This window comes from Neobacillus sp. FW104-15D2 (assembly GCF_058790155.1).
The window spans coordinates 108,391-125,237 of sequence record NZ_JBYTCJ010000001.1 but is presented as its reverse complement, the minus strand read 5'-3'; the positions used below and the strand labels follow the sequence as shown (position 1 = coordinate 125,237).

14 protein-coding genes are annotated in these 16,847 nt (G+C 40.2%); all 14 read right to left on the bottom strand.

Translation table 11 applies throughout. The features are described 5' to 3' along the window. Nucleotides 1-74: 74 nt before the first annotated feature. The 14 genes from sigE to AC3WR0_RS00600 all read right to left on the bottom strand — a co-directional run bounded on the left by sigE (nucleotide 75) and on the right by AC3WR0_RS00600 (nucleotide 16,812). The gene (gene sigE, locus AC3WR0_RS00665) at nucleotides 75-794 is read right to left on the bottom strand and encodes an RNA polymerase sporulation sigma factor SigE (RefSeq protein ID WP_027323306.1); all 720 of its coding nucleotides are present in this window, start codon (nucleotides 792-794) and stop codon (nucleotides 75-77) included. Nucleotides 795-1,150: 356 nt separating this feature from the next. Then, nucleotides 1,151-2,089: a sigma-E processing peptidase SpoIIGA gene (spoIIGA, locus tag AC3WR0_RS00660; protein ID WP_492550710.1), complete on the bottom strand. Its 939-nt coding sequence runs from the start codon at nucleotides 2,087-2,089 to the stop codon at nucleotides 1,151-1,153. A gap of 1,326 nt (nucleotides 2,090-3,415) precedes the next feature. Further along, the gene (gene ftsZ / locus AC3WR0_RS00655; protein ID WP_492550540.1) at nucleotides 3,416-4,558 is read right to left on the bottom strand and encodes a cell division protein FtsZ; all 1,143 of its coding nucleotides are present in this window, start codon (nucleotides 4,556-4,558) and stop codon (nucleotides 3,416-3,418) included. A gap of 43 nt (nucleotides 4,559-4,601) precedes the next feature. Next, nucleotides 4,602-5,897 carry a cell division protein FtsA gene (gene ftsA, locus AC3WR0_RS00650; protein WP_027323302.1) on the bottom strand — a complete coding sequence of 432 codons (1,296 nt, stop codon included), beginning with the start codon at nucleotides 5,895-5,897 and terminating at the stop codon, nucleotides 4,602-4,604. Nucleotides 5,898-6,021: 124 nt separating this feature from the next. Next, a complete protein-coding gene (locus AC3WR0_RS00645) occupies nucleotides 6,022-6,384 on the bottom strand; it encodes a small basic family protein (protein WP_027323301.1) in 363 nt (120 codons plus the stop codon). Further along, nucleotides 6,384-7,118 (bottom strand): DUF881 domain-containing protein, encoded by a 735-nt coding sequence (locus AC3WR0_RS00640; protein WP_492550539.1) that lies wholly within the window; start codon nucleotides 7,116-7,118, stop codon nucleotides 6,384-6,386. The genes AC3WR0_RS00645 and AC3WR0_RS00640 overlap by 1 nt, the downstream gene beginning before the upstream one ends. A 51-nt stretch (nucleotides 7,119-7,169) precedes the next feature. After that, nucleotides 7,170-7,901: a DUF881 domain-containing protein gene (locus tag AC3WR0_RS00635; protein WP_492550538.1), complete on the bottom strand. Its 732-nt coding sequence runs from the start codon at nucleotides 7,899-7,901 to the stop codon at nucleotides 7,170-7,172. Next, complete coding sequence (locus AC3WR0_RS00630) at nucleotides 7,852-8,640, bottom strand: cell division protein FtsQ/DivIB (RefSeq protein WP_492550537.1); 789 nt, start codon at nucleotides 8,638-8,640, stop codon at nucleotides 7,852-7,854. Before AC3WR0_RS00630 ends, AC3WR0_RS00635 begins: the two co-directional genes overlap by 50 nt. Nucleotides 8,641-8,815: 175 nt before the next feature. Next, nucleotides 8,816-9,724, bottom strand: coding sequence for a UDP-N-acetylmuramate dehydrogenase (murB, locus tag AC3WR0_RS00625; RefSeq protein WP_492550536.1), 909 nt, complete (start codon nucleotides 9,722-9,724; stop codon nucleotides 8,816-8,818). A 306-nt stretch (nucleotides 9,725-10,030) separates the two neighbouring features. Next, nucleotides 10,031-11,131 carry an undecaprenyldiphospho-muramoylpentapeptide beta-N-acetylglucosaminyltransferase gene (gene murG, locus AC3WR0_RS00620; protein ID WP_492550535.1) on the bottom strand — a complete coding sequence of 367 codons (1,101 nt, stop codon included), beginning with the start codon at nucleotides 11,129-11,131 and terminating at the stop codon, nucleotides 10,031-10,033. Nucleotides 11,132-11,673: 542 nt separating this feature from the next. Further along, a complete protein-coding gene (gene spoVE / locus AC3WR0_RS00615) occupies nucleotides 11,674-12,774 on the bottom strand; it encodes a stage V sporulation protein E (protein ID WP_492550534.1) in 1,101 nt (366 codons plus the stop codon). A 74-nt stretch (nucleotides 12,775-12,848) separates the two neighbouring features. Then, nucleotides 12,849-14,201 carry a UDP-N-acetylmuramoyl-L-alanine--D-glutamate ligase gene (gene murD, locus AC3WR0_RS00610; protein ID WP_492550533.1) on the bottom strand — a complete coding sequence of 451 codons (1,353 nt, stop codon included), beginning with the start codon at nucleotides 14,199-14,201 and terminating at the stop codon, nucleotides 12,849-12,851. Next, on the bottom strand, nucleotides 14,202-15,176 hold the full coding sequence (mraY, locus tag AC3WR0_RS00605; protein WP_492550532.1) for a phospho-N-acetylmuramoyl-pentapeptide-transferase: 975 nt from the start codon (nucleotides 15,174-15,176) through the stop codon (nucleotides 14,202-14,204). 175 nt (nucleotides 15,177-15,351) lie between these two features. Next, nucleotides 15,352-16,812: a UDP-N-acetylmuramoyl-L-alanyl-D-glutamate--2,6-diaminopimelate ligase gene (locus AC3WR0_RS00600; RefSeq protein ID WP_492550531.1), complete on the bottom strand. Its 1,461-nt coding sequence runs from the start codon at nucleotides 16,810-16,812 to the stop codon at nucleotides 15,352-15,354. Between the last annotated feature and the right edge of the window lie 35 nt (nucleotides 16,813-16,847).

Below are 16,847 nucleotides of genomic sequence, written 5' to 3'. Positions count from 1 at the left end.
CTGCAACAATGTTTTAATCTCTGCACAACCAGATAAACCAATAAAAAAAGCTCCTGGTTGGGAGCCTTTTTTTGTTATACCATTTTATTGAATTCTTTCCTCAGTCTTTTTATAATTCTCTTTTCAAGCCTAGATATGTAGGATTGGGATATTCCGAGCATATCGGCAACATCCTTTTGTGTTTTTTCTTCCCCATTTGAAAGGCCAAACCTAAGTTCCATAATTTGTTTTTCGCGGTCTGACAGCTGATGAAGAGCCTTGGTGAGCAGCTTTCTGTCTACATTTGCCTCCAGGTCTTTAGTAATGATATCTTCATCCGTGCCTAGTACATCTGATAGTAATAATTCATTTCCATCCCAATCGATATTAAGAGGTTCATCAAAGGAAACTTCTGATCTGATTTTATTATTTCTTCTCAAGTACATGAGAATTTCATTTTCTATACATCTAGAGGCATATGTAGCAAGCTTAATTTTCTTTTCTGGGTTGAAGGTATTAACAGCCTTTATTAACCCAATGGTGCCAATACTAATAAGATCCTCGATGTTAATCCCAGTGTTCTCAAATTTTCTGGCAATGTATACAACAAGGCGGAGGTTTCTTTCAATTAAGATGGAACGGGCTGCTTTATCGCCATTAGGGAGTTTTTTAAGCAGCAATTCTTCTTCATCCTTATTCAGGGGAGGCGGCAGGGCTTCACTTCCGCCAATATAAAAAACCTCATCCGTTTTAAGTCCCAGTTTTATTAGAATTTTATACCAATAATATGATAATCGAAGTCTCCATTTTTTCACGGAAGTTCCTCCTTCTAAATTGTTTAAAGTTGAGTATAGTATTATTAGCAAAACTTGGCGTTCGCCAAGTACTTTTGGCGGATACCCTTGCTTTGCTTATGCGTTCAGAAGATAAGGATATATACTGACTAGTTAAGAAATGCGGAAGCGCCCGGTGAGCGCTGTATGGATACCATGAAGGCTAAATCTGCCCCCCTGTGGCAACACCCTTCTGACCTGCTTCCTGCAAGCCTCCGCTTTGACTGAGATAAAGGACACACGAAATGCAAAGCATATAGATTTTTAATTATCGAAGGGAGAACTAAGCGCTAAAGCTGGACGGTATTCAAACTACAAAAATATATCCTCTCATTTTCTCAACTGACCTGCGGCTCATTTATAGCCTGCCGGTGCCCCGTAAGCATTTTCGGATGTACGATGCACTCAAAGGCATCCTCCGAGGAAAGCTGCTGTGCAGTAAAAGAAATAAGGCCCTTTTCACACAATATTTGCTCTTCCTTTGTTGTTACAATTATTAAATCTGGTTTAATTGCTGTTACCAGCTGATGATCTTTGCCAACGACCTTGCATGGAATAATCCTCAGCCTGTTTTGCCATTCACCGGAAATTTCAGTCTGGCCCATAATGATTTCCTCAGATTCTTCCGCCAATTGAATAATGTCCTCAGGAAGGTGGTTTCGTTTCTTATTTATAGAAACGAACATAACCGGCATTTTCGAGATTGGATCATAAACCTGATTACCGCTGTCAATCATCCCTGTAAAATTATAATCCTTTTCATCAACCCTAATAGCGACTGAAACTAACTGGTCATAATTGATCTTAGCTATTTCGATTCTGTCAAACCTATTTTTAGCAAAATGCCATGCTGCCGGAAAACCCAACATAACGAAAAACCAGGTGATAGGGTCTCCAAAGCCCTTTACACTTGAGATCAGGACATTTTCAGTAAGCTTTGGATCATATTGAATAAAATAATGAACTCCAATTAATGCCCCGCCTGCTATAAAGGTCGATAAATAGAGAGTTAAAAGCCCGTTAACAAAATATCTCCATCTTTTAAATCCAAAGGCTATCCAAACCATTAAAACGGAGCAGAGAAACTTTGAAACAGGGTGGCTTGTAATCCAACTGAAAGGAGTAAAGGATAACAAAACAATGAGTGAACCAATGAAACCTCCTGTAATTAGTCTCCAATATTTGAATTTCCTTTTCAGTAGGATAGCAGTCAGGTAGAGGAGAAGACTGTCAAACAGAAGATTGAGCAGCCAGATTATATCTAAATATACAACCAGAGCCCCCTCCTCCTTTACTTATCATTGCAACACGAGAATAAACTTAGAGCCAAGCAAGTCTATTAATATTCTGTTTACCGAAAAGTATAACCTAGAGTTAACGCTGAAGTGTGTCACTTTGTGTACATGAAAGTGGAGAAATTTTCATCCTTCTCTGCGGAATTTTGTCAGTTTTTTAAAGCAAGATTTAGAAGGAAAATTGAGTGGGAATAAATAGAAAGGCATGATTCCATAGAAAATCATGCCTCCGATTGCAGAAAAGTTGCTCTCCGTTCCAGTCGCTTGCTTTCCGGGGGCCGTTCGCCGAGCCTCCTCGCAGCTGGATCCTGCAGTGTTTCGCCTGTAACGATAATCACCCAGGAGTCAAGCACCTTCCGCTCCTCTCAACTGTTGAATGAGCTTTAGTTGATGATTTTTGCTTCTGTATATTTATAAAAATAAACAGGCCGCACAAACCTCTGAATCTGATTTACGAGAAATTTCCATTTATTGTTATCGGCGTGTTCTTACTACTTTTCCTTGAGCGCAAAGATACCTATCATGTATATTTCTAGGGGTCACAATAGTACATAAAATTCTTTTTTTATCAGTCGCTGTGTAATCTTAAATAAAATCACTTGATCATTACTTGTTCCCCATTTTGTAATATAGGCTTTCCACTATTGGATTAATAAAAGAAAAGTCAATTGCCTTCTCAATCTCAGCTACTAAAAGAGCTTCAGGAACTAATTGATCAGTAAGTAAGCATTTCTAGCTGTTCTAGCTTATTTGATTTTATTTTTAGTCATCATTGTTATACCACCTCAAAGAGTATTAATTTGTATATTAAGGAATTAGTAAACTAATTTAACTTGATTATAGCGAAGGGTGGCGACTCCAGCGGGAAAATCGGGTCATTCGAGACCCTGGACTGAGCGTAGCGAAGGAAGCGGCTCGGCCCCGCCCGCGGAAAGCGTCCACCCAAAGCTAAAATCCACAGTCAACCTAAAAAAAAAGCCAAAAAGAAAAAAGACTGTAGACAAACTCAAAATTCTTCGAGTTTGTCTACAGTCTGGAGGCATGATTCCGTTAAAATCATACCTCATAAACAAATATTTTTATCTAGCTTATCCACCCGGCGAAGTTTCATCTCCGAGAGTGCTTACACTTTTCTTTGTCTAGCTTACGCTTTTCTTTGTCTAGCTTCAGCTCCCAGCGACTAATGTCCATCCCACTTCTCCCTACGATAAGTCAACATCGAAACGTTACACGTTTCGTGTATCCTTTATCTCAGTCGAAGCGGGCCCCTGCCCTTACGTCGCTAAACGGGAGCTTACGCTTTTCTTCTTATCTTCTGCGGTTACGATTGCGCAGGAATGTAGGAATATCCAAAGCATCTTCCTGAGATGCTTGAGTATTTCTTACAGGAGGTTCCTGATGAGCCTCTTCTCGTTTTGGCTGTTCTCTTTTAACAGTACCAATCGATGGCTTTACCTGTCCAAAAGAAGAAGGACGAGTCATTTTTGGCTGAACTACTTCTTCATTAAATCCAGTTGCAATTACTGTAACAATGATTTCATCTTTAAGATTCTCATTAATAACAGAACCAAAAATCATGTTAACTTCTTGATCCGAGGCAGTTGCAACGATATCTGCTGCTTCCTGGACTTCATAAAGACTCAGATTTGATCCGCCCGTAATATTCATCAATACACCCTGGGCACCATCAATGGAAGTTTCCAATAATGGTGAGCTGATAGCCTTTTTGGCAGCTTCAGCAGCACGGTTTTCTCCAGCGGCGATACCGATTCCCATAAGTGCAGAACCTTTATTAGACATAATGGTTTTTACATCAGCAAAGTCCAGGTTAATAAGACCAGGAACCGCTATTAAGTCTGAAATACCCTGAACACCTTGACGGAGTACATTATCTGCTTCACGGAAGGCTTCAAGCATTGGAGTGCTTTTATCAACAATTTCAAGCAAACGGTCATTTGGAATAACGATTAAAGTATCAACGGCTTCCTTCATAGCTCCAATACCGCCGGAAGCTTGTCCAGCCCGTTTTTTTCCTTCGAAAGTAAAAGGTCGTGTAACAACGCCCACTGTTAATGCACCTAGTTCACGTGCGATTTGTGCAATGACAGGAGCCGCACCTGTTCCGGTTCCTCCACCCATTCCTGCAGTAACAAATACCATATCAGCTCCTTTAAGAGCTTCTTCTACCTGTTCACGGCTCTCTTCGGCAGCTTTTTTCCCCACTTCAGGGTTGGCACCTGCACCAAGCCCACGGGTAAGCTTAGCACCGATTTGCATTTTCACTTCTGCCTTTGAGAGATTTAAAGCTTGTGCGTCAGTATTGACAGCAATAAATTCAACGCCCTGTACACCATGCTCAATCATCCGGTTAACTGCATTGTTTCCGCCGCCCCCAACACCGATTACTTTTATCGTTGCTAGTTGGTCTAAATTAGTATCAAACTCTAACATGTAATATCCTCCTAATTCGTCAAGATTCCATTATCGCGCATTTTTATTCAAAAAAGTATCCGAGGAATTTTTTTACCTTTGAGGTCACTTTTTCCTCCGGCTGCTTTTCCTGTTTAACTTTTGGCGGATGCTGTTGCTGCTGCTGTTTTGGAATCCTCTTTTCTTTCGGTTCGGAAACTGGCAATGGCATACCTGCCAGGCCACCTCTTAATTTGGCATTTTTATAGGCAAATTTTATAAGTCCAACTGCAGTTGTATATTGCGGTTCCCTAACACCAATATAATCGGGAATAGCAATTCTAACACGGCTATCAAACATTTCCTGGGCAAGTTCCAGAACACCCTGCATATTGGAAACCCCACCAGTAAGGACAAATCCACCTGGCAGATCTCTTACACCCATTCGCTTAATTTCATTTGCAACTAGTTCGAAAATTTCTTCCATCCTTGCTTCTATAATATCAGAAATTTCAAGCTGGTTAAATTGTTGATGCTGATCACTTCCAATAATAGGAACACTAAACACTTCTTCCTCTGATGCATCATCGTAAAAAGCATGTCCATATTTTATCTTGATCTTTTCAGCATCCTCGGTGGATGTCCTTAAACCTATAGAAAGATCCTTGGTAATGTGTTCTCCCCCGACTGGAATTACACATGTAGCTTTAAGATGCCCTTGTTCAAAAACGGCTAGGCTTGTTGAACCTCCGCCAATATCAACGAGAGCAACACCAAGGTTTTTTTCATCCTTTGACAGTGCAAAAGATGCTGCAGCTAATGGCTGCAGGGTTATGTCCAAGATATCCAATCCAGCCCGCTCCACACATCGGAGCGTGTTATGTAAAATCGTTTTTGAACCAGTAATGATTGTTCCTTCCACTTCCAGCCTAACACCGATCATACCGCGAGGATCATTGATCTCATCAAGTCCGTCAACTATAAACTGTCTTGGGATAACATCAATGATTTCTCTTTCGGGCGGAATTGAAATCACTTGGGCTGCCTCTATTACCCGGGCAACATCTTCATTTGTGATTTCTCGATTGTCGCTGGATACTGCGACAACACCATGGCAAGGCTGAAGTATAACATGGTTTCCTGAAATTCCGACAATAACCTGCCTGATTTCCATTCCTATCATTCTCTCAGCTTGCTCTATTGCCCTTCTAATGGAATGAACTGTTTCGTCTATATCTACTATGGAGCCTTTTCTTAATCCTTCTGATTGGACATTGCCTACCCCAATAATATTCAATGAGTCATTGACCATTTCCCCAATGATAACTTTTACACTGGATGTACCGATGTCAAGACTTACATAAATTTCATTGCTGTTCATTCACTGGCACCTCCTTTTTAATCTCTTCAAAGTTTAAATTAATTATATTAATCGATTTAAATAGCTTCTTGGTTATATCTTATAAAATTATTCGGCACAACTAAATGATTCCCTTTAAAAAAAATCATTTTTTTTCTGTTTTTTGCTGGTTAGTTGACCATTTCGTCAATAATATCCTTCGGATAACAGCAATGTTTTGGAAAAGCCGGACACCAAAAGCAAATACTGCTGCTAAATACAAGTCTACACCAAGATGAACACCTAGAAAAGCCAAACTTGCAGCTAAAAGAATATTAAAGAAAAATCCCGATACAAATACTTTTTCATCATAAATATTTTGCAGGTGGGCCCTAATACCTCCAAACAAAGTATCTAAGGCAGCGAGGACCGCAATTGACAAGTAGTTGGAGTATTCCTCCGGTATACGGATATCAGTCAGCAGCCCTAGAAAAATGCCGACAATCATCCCCATAATTGGAAGCCACATTATGTATTGCCTCCTTTATCATCTCCGGCAGTATTCATGTTCAGGACGCGGATAGGGTTTTCATATGCAGGAACCGTAACACTGGGTTTGGGCTGGGAAACTGTTAATCTCATATTATCGATAAAAAACTCTTCGGCAGATTTTGAAACCTGCATGTGGTTATACAGTTTTTCGGCATTCTTCAGGCCATCAGTAACAACATGGATCTCTATTGGCAGATCCTTTATTGCATGACCGTCTATCTTTGTTTCCTTATTTATGTCTCGAATAACAGTGCTATTTATAACCCGCTGCCCATCAATCGATACTTGTTTAGCACCATACATATTTAATTCATTTTGAAGTCTCTTTAAGAGGTCAGGCGAAACTGTCGCTGTAACTGGCTCTCCTAATTTAATCTCTTCATAAACAGGTTCTATTTTCAGAATAATCCCCGGTCCAGTTATATCCGTTAACCCAGCTTCTGCCTTAAGTTCATTAAGAGTTTCTTTTAATACTTCTTCCTTGCTTTGCTTTCTTTTGGATTCATAGGCTGACAGCTTTTCCTCATTAGACCTTATTTCTTTCAAAAGACCTGATTGCAGCTCTTTTTCTTTCAATAAGTCCTCTCTTAACTGCCAAATATCCCGTGTATCCCTCTCGACCGGCTTTTTAATTGTCTGAAACTGAATGGCAATCATAAAACCAACAATCACTGCTATAAGAGTAAAGCTGACCTTTTTGGGCTTGTCCACTTTTCTCACCTTCTAATCTCTTTAACTTCGTGGACGGAATATGCTCTTTTTTTAATTTCCTAAAATAGGGTCAAGGACAATTTCATCCTGTTCAAGTGAAAAAACAATATTATCGTTTACTAACTGGTCTTTTACCCCTCCGGTAAGGTTAATTGCCGAGGATAATACATCGGGATCTCCAATTGCGGTTATAACAAACGGAGCCGGATGCTGATATCCATCCACAGTGATTACGGGGCCATTGCAAACAATGTAAGAATGGCTTGATAACCTTTGACCATTTATCGCTACTGCAGAAGCACCCGATATGTATAGTTCATTGATTACCTTAAATACATGAAATTCATGAACCAGATAGTTATTTACATTTTTTTCATCGGGATTATAATCACCATCATCCAGTGTTATCTTAACCCCTTTGCCCTTTACTTTAACCTTGCCCAGGAACTTCCTGTATTTCTCAGCATCCTCGGCAAGATTAAAGTTGATTTGGTCTTCCTTCGATAAGCTCTTTTCATTTTCAAGGACCTTATCCTGTTTACGTTTTAATTCTTTTTCAAGGTCTCGGTTTGTTTCTTCTTGATCAATGAGTTCATTCCTTAATGCCAGAGTTTCCTCATACTGTTTCCCGTACACTTTTTTAGTTTTTTTTTGATTTTCTTCTTGGGTAAGGTGGTAGGAAAAAGCTATCATGTACCCTAATACAAGACAGACAAGGGATAAAATAACATGATTACCTTTCACCTTCAGTTTTTTCACTGTTTTTTTCCCCCTCTGATTCATAAGCTTTAAAATATGAACCCACTTCCAAATCAATTACACCTTTTTTATTGGGATCCAGCTGGCTTATGATTGAAGGATAATGCGACATTTTTTCAGAGAAAGTCCTTAATGTAGCGCTGACTTCAAAACCGTCGTTCATAAAAAGGGAAATATGGTACTTGTCCGTTTTATTCGGTGTATAATGGATCTCCGAAATAGAATTAACAACCTCAGCAGGTAATTTCTTCAGACTGTCTACCATTAATTCCAGGACGTCCCCTTCTTTAAAGTCAAAAAGAACAGGTGCATTTACCGGAACATCTGCCGATTTTCTCCCCTTAACAATTTTGCCGTTTTCCAGGACCGGATAATAAGCAGAATTCTTCGCAAGGTAGGCTATCCTTTGGTTTTCCTTGACCTGGACGATAACCGAGTTCGGCAAGATAACGGATATTTTCGCATCTTTTATTTCAGGCAGCTTCTTAAGCTTTCCTGATAATTCTTTTTTTCTGATTTTCCAAATGTTTGTTTGTTCATTAAGGCCTGTCTGTTTTATTAATGCTTTCGATGAGTAAAACTCATTGCCTTTTACATAAATCTTTCTGACATGACTTAAAGGCGATTGAACATAAATAATACAGGCTATGAGGATAAAGAACAGCAGCAGAAGTGTAATCAGCCTTCTGTTAGCTTTTCTGCGCCTTTGCTGTTTCAGCTTAGGTATCCGGTCTTCAAGGGTAACGATTTTTCCATTTTCCAAAATTTTCACCCCACTAGAATAGGAGAACTGTTTATAAAGGGTAGTTAAACCTTATTCGGAAAAAGTAGAACAACGGCACGAGTATTCATGCCGTTATTTATTTTCACAGCTTTTTCCCCTATATCTAATGAATTATTATAGCACAATATTTGTCAGCGAAAAGAACTATTTATTGCTATTTCCTGCCTATTATTTCTACTTCTGTTTCCATTTTTATCTGATATAAATCATAAATGGTATCTTTAACATGCTGGATAAGCGCCAGTACATCCTGAGCAGTCGCGTTACCCGTATTAACAATAAAGTTGCCATGCATTTCTGAGATCTTTGCTCCTCCAATGCTATGACCTTTTAGGCCAGCTTTTTCTATCAGGTTCCCTGCATATTCAGGTAGCGGATTGCGGAATATGCTGCCGGCACAAGGGAAATTCCAAGGCTGGGTTTCTTTTCTGTAATCTTTATTCTTCTTGATCTCTGCTGTGATTTTTTCTCTGTCCCCTTTTTCCAATTGAAAAATCGCCTCTACTACAACACCTGGGCGCTTCTTCTGCAGAACAGAGGACCGGTAAGAAAACTCCATCTCCTTATTGGTTAGCCACTCTAATTTTCCATCATCAAAAAGAACAAGTGCTTTTTTCAATATTTTTGAAACGTCTGATCTGTGAGCACCCGCATTCATATAAACGGCTCCGCCCACTGATCCAGGAATACCACCAGCGAATTCCATTCCGGACAAACCTTGCCTACTTACAAGTGTTGCAAGACTGACTAATGAATGGCCGCCACCAGCAGTTACTATTTCTCCTTCAATATTCAGCGTATCAAGGCCAGGTCCCAATTTTATCACAACCCCCTCTATACCGGAGTCCGAAACAAGTAAATTGGACCCTCTTCCAATAGCACGCCAATTAAGATTATGCTCTTGGATAAATTCCATTAACTTTTTCAAGTTTTCCTTTGATGATGGTTCTATAAAGAGGTCTGCGGGACCACCAATTTTAATCGTCGTATGATTTGCAAGTGGTTCATTCTGCTTTACTTTTCCAATACTTAAACCTTCTAATTCCTTTAGTAATTCGTCCATGGTTACCTCCAAATAGAAAAGCGCACGCGTCTGTTCAGCGAAGCTCCCTGAGTAACATCGTTAAAACCCGCTCCAATGAAATAACTTCCTGCCGCTTGGCAACAAGCTGACAGAAGGTCCTTTAGCGCAGGAGCACATAAATGTACCTGATGCGATCAAAAACGATTCGATGTTGACTTATCGAAGGGAGAATGGGATGGCCACTAGTCACAGGACACGGCAGCTAGACAGTAATCAAATTCAATCCTTTTTATATTTTGAATCAGGGGTTAATTCAATTTATGCAGTTAACAGTAAATGGGCTACCTATTGTTTTTTCTTAGTAAGCTGTTTCATTACTTTAAACATGCGGTCTGCTGAATCAGGAACTCCTATTCTCAAAGCGTTCTTTTTCATTTCCTTTTGTATATCCTTATCCAGCATTATTCGATCAATACTTTGAATAAACGCTGAAGCATTTAAATCCCTTTCAAGGAGCATATCCGCGGCTCCGTTGTCGCTCAGAGAACGGGCATTTTTTTCCTGATGATTATTTGTTACATAAGGGCTTGGAATCAGAATACTTGGTATTCCAAGAGATGTAAGTTCCGCAAGAGTAGTCGCCCCTGCCCTTGAAACAACTAAATCCATTCCGGCCAGTACTTCTGGCATATTGTGGATAAACGGTTTGATTATGACATTCTGTGGATTTCCGACAAGGTCTGCCTCTTTCTTTACGTCTTCGAAATGCACATCACCAGTAATATATAAAACCTGATATGGTTTCTCACCAAGAACGGCAAGCGATTTAATTACCGCTTCGTTGATTGGTCTCGCACCTCTGCTGCCGCCAAAAATTAGAACCGCGGGAACATTGGTCTTTAGTCCTGCCGAAAGACGTCCACGGATTCCATCCTTTCCCTGGACTTCAGAAGCCCGGGGATTCCCAGTAAAAACAACCTTTTCACTCGGAAAGTAATCTTGGGCTTCCTTAAAACAAACAGCTATTTTATTTACGTACCTGCTTAAAAATTTGTTAGTTAGACCCGGAACACTATTTTGCTCGTGAATAATGGTGGGTATTTTTAATTTTGCAGCGGCATAAACAACTGGGCCGCATACATACCCGCCTGTTCCTATTACGACATCAGGCTTGAATTCCTTCAGCATTCGTTTGCTGTCCCTTACACCCTTTAAAAATCTCATGACTGTTTTTACGTTATCAAAGGAAAGTTTTCTTTTAAAGCCTGTTATATGTATAGACTTAAAAGGGATATTCTCCCTAGTAACCAGATTGCTTTCCAATCCATTTTCCGTTCCAATATATAAAAATTCACTTTGGGCTGATTTTTTTTGGATTTCCCTTATCAAAGCCAGCGCCGGATAAATATGGCCGCCTGTTCCCCCGCCGCTAATCGCAATTTTCATTTCTACACCCCATTATATATCTTCTTTTCGGGTACTTGCTAACCTGGTAAGTGGCTTTTGACCACCAACTCGATATACCCCATTCTACTATAAACAAAACAGAATCTGATGCTTTAAAAAAAGAATGTTAGACAACTGTAATAAATTTTAATAAGGATTGGAAAGCCTAGGTATTTCTGGGTTTATTAAAGATTGATAATCCAGTCAATTGGCGTTTCTCCTATATGCTTCATTCTAAGCATTCTTTCTATTGACAAATGCTTTGGTAGACGATGTTGTTTATTGAAAGGGAATCCAGACAGACACTCCTCAGAATGTAGCACATTTCATTCGTGCGCTGTTTAATCGAGGAAGCTAGTTCAGTGTTCTGTAGAAAAACGAGCTGGCAGGACCCCACTGCGAGAACGAGAAGGCTTGGCTGTTCGTCCGCAGTAACGGAGCGGACTCCCTCCCTTTTAATAAGAATCAACAGTAAGAGTTAACAGTTCCTTTTCAAAAAGAAAACTCGCCGAATGGCGAGCTCTCTAAGAAGCATTCATACCTTAGTATCTCGAATAACGGCTTATATTCAGCAGAACTCCTATAGCCATCAGCATTAATGTCAGCGAAGAACCTCCATAGCTTAGGAAAGGAAGTGTAATCCCAGTAACTGGCATAAGTCCTGTAACTACCCCAATATTAATCATGACTTGAATAGCAACCATTGCGATAATGCCTACCGCAAGAAAGCTGCCATATAAATCTGGGGCACCAAGGGCAATTCGGATTCCACGCCAAAGCATTAGTGAGAATAGGAGCAAGATCAGTGATCCTCCAATAAAGCCAAGCTCTTCTGCAAGAATAGCAAAAATAAAGTCAGTTTGTGGTTCAGGCAAGTAGAAGAACTTCTGACGGCTTTCACCCAGCCCCTGTCCAAAAAGTCCTCCAGGCCCAATCGCGTATAAAGATTGGATTATCTGAAACCCGCTCCCCAGAGGATCTGACCAAGGATCAAGAAACGATGTAATCCGCTTAATCCTATATGGAGCGGAAGCCACTAGGCCTACAAAGCCAGCAACACCCAAGAGCCCCAGCCACCCAAAATGACTGATTCTTGCACCTGCAACAAAAATCATAATAACGCATGTTCCGATCATAACAGTGCCTGTACCCAGGTCAGGCTGAAGCATAATCATGGCAAAGGCAGCAAACGCAAGACCTAAAGACGGCACGAGACCTTTTTTAAAGGAAGTAATAAGCTTTTGCCGTTCTGATAGGTATTTTGCAAGAAATGCTATCATTGCAAGTTTCATAAATTCCGATGGCTGAATGGAAAACGCACCCACACCAATCCAGCTGCGCGAGCCATTCCTGACATTGCCGATTCCCGGGATAAGAACTAAAACCAGCAAAACAAAGCATGTAATTAAAATAGCTTTTGACCAGGTACGCCATGTCCAATAATTGATATTCATAATAAAAAACATGGCTGCAATTCCCACCCCTGCAAAAAGCATCTGCCTTTTTGCAAAGAAAAAGGAGTCATGGAATTTATAATCCGCCCAAATAGCACTTGCACTGTAAACCATGATAAGTCCTATCGCCAGCAGCGTAAATGTTACCAGCAATAAAATAAAATCGGGAGTCGTTTTCTTTGTCGGCACCGCTACACACCTCAACCGCTAGTATTGGGGCTTGCAGTGTTGCGAACTAAGGAGATCTCTGCATAGACAAGCCCTTACTTAAGCTTATTCACCGCTTCCACAAAAATGTCTCCCCTGACTTCAAAAGTTTTGTATTGGTCCCAGCTAGCACAGGCAGGAGATAAGAGAATAACATCCCCAGGTTCAGATAAGTCAAACGCGACAGGGACTGCTTTTCCCACATTATCGGCCTGTGTTATTGTTTTTATTCCTGCTTTTCTTCCTGCCTTCTGAATTTTTTCAGATGTCTGCCCAAAAGTAATCAGCGTTTTTACGTTTTCAAAGTATGGAATCAACTCATCAAATTCATTGCCTCTATCAAGCCCCCCTGCAAGCAGAACAACTGGCTGCTTAAACGCCGCAAGTGCATTAACTGTGGCAAGGATGTTAGTTGCTTTAGAATCGTTATAAACCTTTCTTCCCTGTACTTCCCCAATGAACTGAAGGCGGTGTTTAACCCCGCTGAAGGTTGTGAGAACTTCTCTAATAGCTTCATTGGTTACACCGGAAAGCTTTGCTGCCGCCAAGGCAGAGAGAATATTTTCAAGGTTATGTTTTCCTGGCAAGACGATTTCATCAATCTTGATTACCTGTTCTCCATTGAACCAGAGCCATCCATCATAAGCACATGCACCGCTATCGAGCTGGCGTTTCACTGAAAAAGGGATAATAGATGCCTTTGAGTTCCGGGCGATCTCCATCACTTCATTCTGATCGGAATTCACAATGAAATAATCTGTTTCTGTTTGATTTTTAGTAATATTTGCTTTTGCACCAAAGTACTCCTTCCTAGTTCCATGATAGTCAAGATGAGCATCATAGAGGTTAGTAAGGATAGCAATTTTAGGTCTGAATTGCTCTATACCCATTAATTGAAACGAGGATAGTTCAATAACAATGGTATTTTCTTTTGTTGCTTCCTGCGCTACTCCAGAGGCTACCGTTCCAATATTTCCTGCAATAAGCGGGTACTTATGGCCAGCATTCAGCATTTCATGTACAAGCGTTGTTGTTGTGGTCTTACCATTTGTTCCAGTAATAGCAATAAACGGAGCCTCAGAAATCTGGTAGGCTAGTTCAACCTCTGTTATTACAGGAATGCCTTTTTCAATTGCTCCTTCAATCATTGGATTATGATAAGGAATGCCAGGGTTCTTTACTATTAATTCGAAGCCTTCCTCTAGAAGCTCAATAGGATGGCTGCCGCAAATAACCTTTATCCCCTGTTCAAGCAAGCCCTGTGCCGCTGGATTTTCAGACAAAGGCTTCATATCATTTACGGTAACGAAAGCTCCCAGCTTATGTAGTAGGGCTGCAGCTGTTACACCGCTCTTGGCTAATCCCAGTACTAAAATTTTCTTATGACAATACGTCTCTATCGTTTTCACTTACAACCACACCTCTATATAAATTCCAAGAATCGCAAATAATAAACCAACACTCCAAAAAGTTACAACTACCCGCCACTCGGACCATCCACTCAATTCGTAATGATGGTGAAGCGGGCTCATTCTGAAAATCCTTTTTCCTGTTGTTTTAAAAGAAGCAACCTGGAGGATAACAGATAAAGTTTCAATAACGAATACCCCGCCAATGATAATTAGCAGTATTTCAAGTTTTGTCAAAATCGCTACAGCCGCAAGCGCGCCGCCCAAAGCCAGAGATCCAGTATCTCCCATAAACACCTTTGCTGGATGAGCATTGAATACCAAAAATCCCAAAACAGCACCTACCGCGGCTACACAAAAAATAGCTATCTCAAATTGAGATTGGTTCCAGGCAAGAACAGCATAGGCACCAAATGCAATGGCTGCTGTACCGGAAACAAGTCCGTCTAATCCATCTGTTAAATTGACTGCATTCGAAAAACCAACCAGCCAAAAAAGAATGAAAAAGACAAAGAACCATCCAAGATTAATCGAATAATCTCCGAACGGAAGATCAATTACAGTCGGAAACTCATTTTGTTTATAAATGAAATAAAAAATAACGGAAATAATAATTTGTCCAAGTAATTTTTGTTTAGAGGTTAAACCCAAATTCCTTTTTAGGACCACCTTTATAAAATCATCAAGGAAGCCTAACAGCCCAAATCCAAACGTAACGAGGACAAGCAAATAAGTTTTGACAGTTGGCTCAGCAATTCTTCCTGTCATAACAAAGGTACTGATAATAATCGAGAAGAGAATCATTAAACCGCCCATTGTAGGTGTACCCGATTTCTTCTGATGAGATTTGGGACCTTCTTCACGAATGCTTTGTCCAAATTTCAGCCTTCTCAAAAAGGGAATAAAAACAGGGGATATTAACACCGTTATTAAAAAACCCATTAGGATTGTGAAAAACAGAACTTTTTCCAGCATTTTAGCCCCTCCTTCCCCGGCTGCCTAGATTGACTGCCAAGTTCCCTTCTATTACAGCTATATCATATGATAGGTAAGATTTATTAAGAAGTTTTTTATCTAAAAAAAGATTGTTGTTATTCATTTTTTTATCTGCTCTTTCCATATTTTTTTATGCTGTTAATTCCAATAAAGCCTATAAAGCTTCAATTGCTTTTTTTGCTTCCTCCCGGTCGTCAAAGTCAAATACCTGACTTCCAATAATTTGGTATGTCTCATGTCCTTTTCCTGCAATTAGGATTACATCGCCTTTAGCAGCATTTTTAATCGCATACTTAATTGCTTCTTTTCTGTCTGGGATCAGTTGATATGTGCCTGGTATTGCTCCATCTTCCATATCCTTTAATATCTCAATTGGATCTTCACTTCTTGGATTATCTGAGGTAAAGACAGGGTCGCTAGCCAATTCGCAGGCTATTTTTGCCATCAAAGGGCGTTTAGTCCGATCACGGTCCCCTCCGCAGCCTACGACCACAAAGGTTTTCTTTTGGGCAAACTGGCGAATAGTTGTAAGGACATTTTCAAGACTGTCAGGTGTATGAGCATAGTCAACAATTACAGTAAAGTCCTGACCAGCCTTTACTAGCTCAAATCGTCCCGATACTCCTTTTACGGATTCAATCGACCGGATAATATCCTCAGCAGTAATTCCTGAAACCAGCCCTGCACTAATTGCAGCTAATACATTATAAACACTAAACTTTCCAATCAGCTGCATCGAAACGGGGTATTCTCCTTGTGGAAGGATAAGTTTAAATGTTGTTCCTTCAGGTGTCATACTCATTTCTTTAGCCATAATATCTGCTGCACTGTCAATACCATATGTGACAACGTGCGCAGCTGTTCCTCTTATGTAGGATTCGGAAGCTTCGTCATCTGCATTCAAGATGGCATATTTCGGTTTATCAGCCTGAAAGGAGTTTCCAAGCTGCGAAAACAGCAAGCCCTTAGCATGCTTATACTCTTCCATTGTTTTATGGTAATCAAGATGATCCTGTGTCAAATTAGTAAAAACCGCGACATCAAAGTCAGTTCCGTGTACCCTTCCTAAGTCCAAGGCATGGGAAGAAACCTCCATAACAGCTGATTGTACACCGTTATCGTCCATTTCTTTAAATGTCTTTTGCAGTGTCAGGCTTTCGGGAGTTGTATTTTTTGTTTCAATCTTACGATCACCTATTTTAGTGTACATCGTTCCGATGAGACCTGTTTTTTTTCCTGCGTCCGACATTATTTTTTCAATTAAATGACTTACAGTAGTTTTTCCGTTTGTTCCGGTAATGCCAATTAATTGAAACTTTCTGCTTGGATGCCCATAAAACACATCAGCAAGTACTGCCATAGCTCTATTGGTATCTTTTACGATGATTACAGGCACATCAAGATGCAGTTCCCTTTCAGCCAAAATCGCTGCGGCTCCCTTTTGGACAGCCGATGGAGCAAAGTCATGGCCGTCAACAGTGTATCCCTTAATACAGATAAAAAGACTTCCAGGCTGAACCTTACGATTATCGTTTTCAATCGAAGTAATTTCAGGGTTGTCACCTGTAAAAGGAACTAAAAGATGCAAATGCTTGAGCAGCTCATGTAATTTCATATAATCTCAAATCCTCTCATGTCTAAAACATAGCG

Coding starts and splice junctions, on each gene's coding strand:
- AC3WR0_RS00600 (WP_492550531.1), bottom strand. CDS start 16,812: ATGAAATTACATGAGCTGCTCAAGCATTTGCATCTTTTAGTTCCTTTT.
- ftsZ (WP_492550540.1), bottom strand. CDS start 4,558: ATGTTAGAGTTTGATACTAATTTAGACCAACTAGCAACGATAAAAGTA.
- mraY (WP_492550532.1), bottom strand. CDS start 15,176: ATGCTGGAAAAAGTTCTGTTTTTCACAATCCTAATGGGTTTTTTAATA.
- ftsA (WP_027323302.1), bottom strand. CDS start 5,897: ATGAACAGCAATGAAATTTATGTAAGTCTTGACATCGGTACATCCAGT.
- AC3WR0_RS00645 (WP_027323301.1), bottom strand. CDS start 6,384: ATGTGGCTTCCAATTATGGGGATGATTGTCGGCATTTTTCTAGGGCTG.
- murG (WP_492550535.1), bottom strand. CDS start 11,131: ATGAAAATTGCGATTAGCGGCGGGGGAACAGGCGGCCATATTTATCCG.
- AC3WR0_RS00635 (WP_492550538.1), bottom strand. CDS start 7,901: ATGAATCAGAGGGGGAAAAAAACAGTGAAAAAACTGAAGGTGAAAGGT.
- murB (WP_492550536.1), bottom strand. CDS start 9,724: ATGGACGAATTACTAAAGGAATTAGAAGGTTTAAGTATTGGAAAAGTA.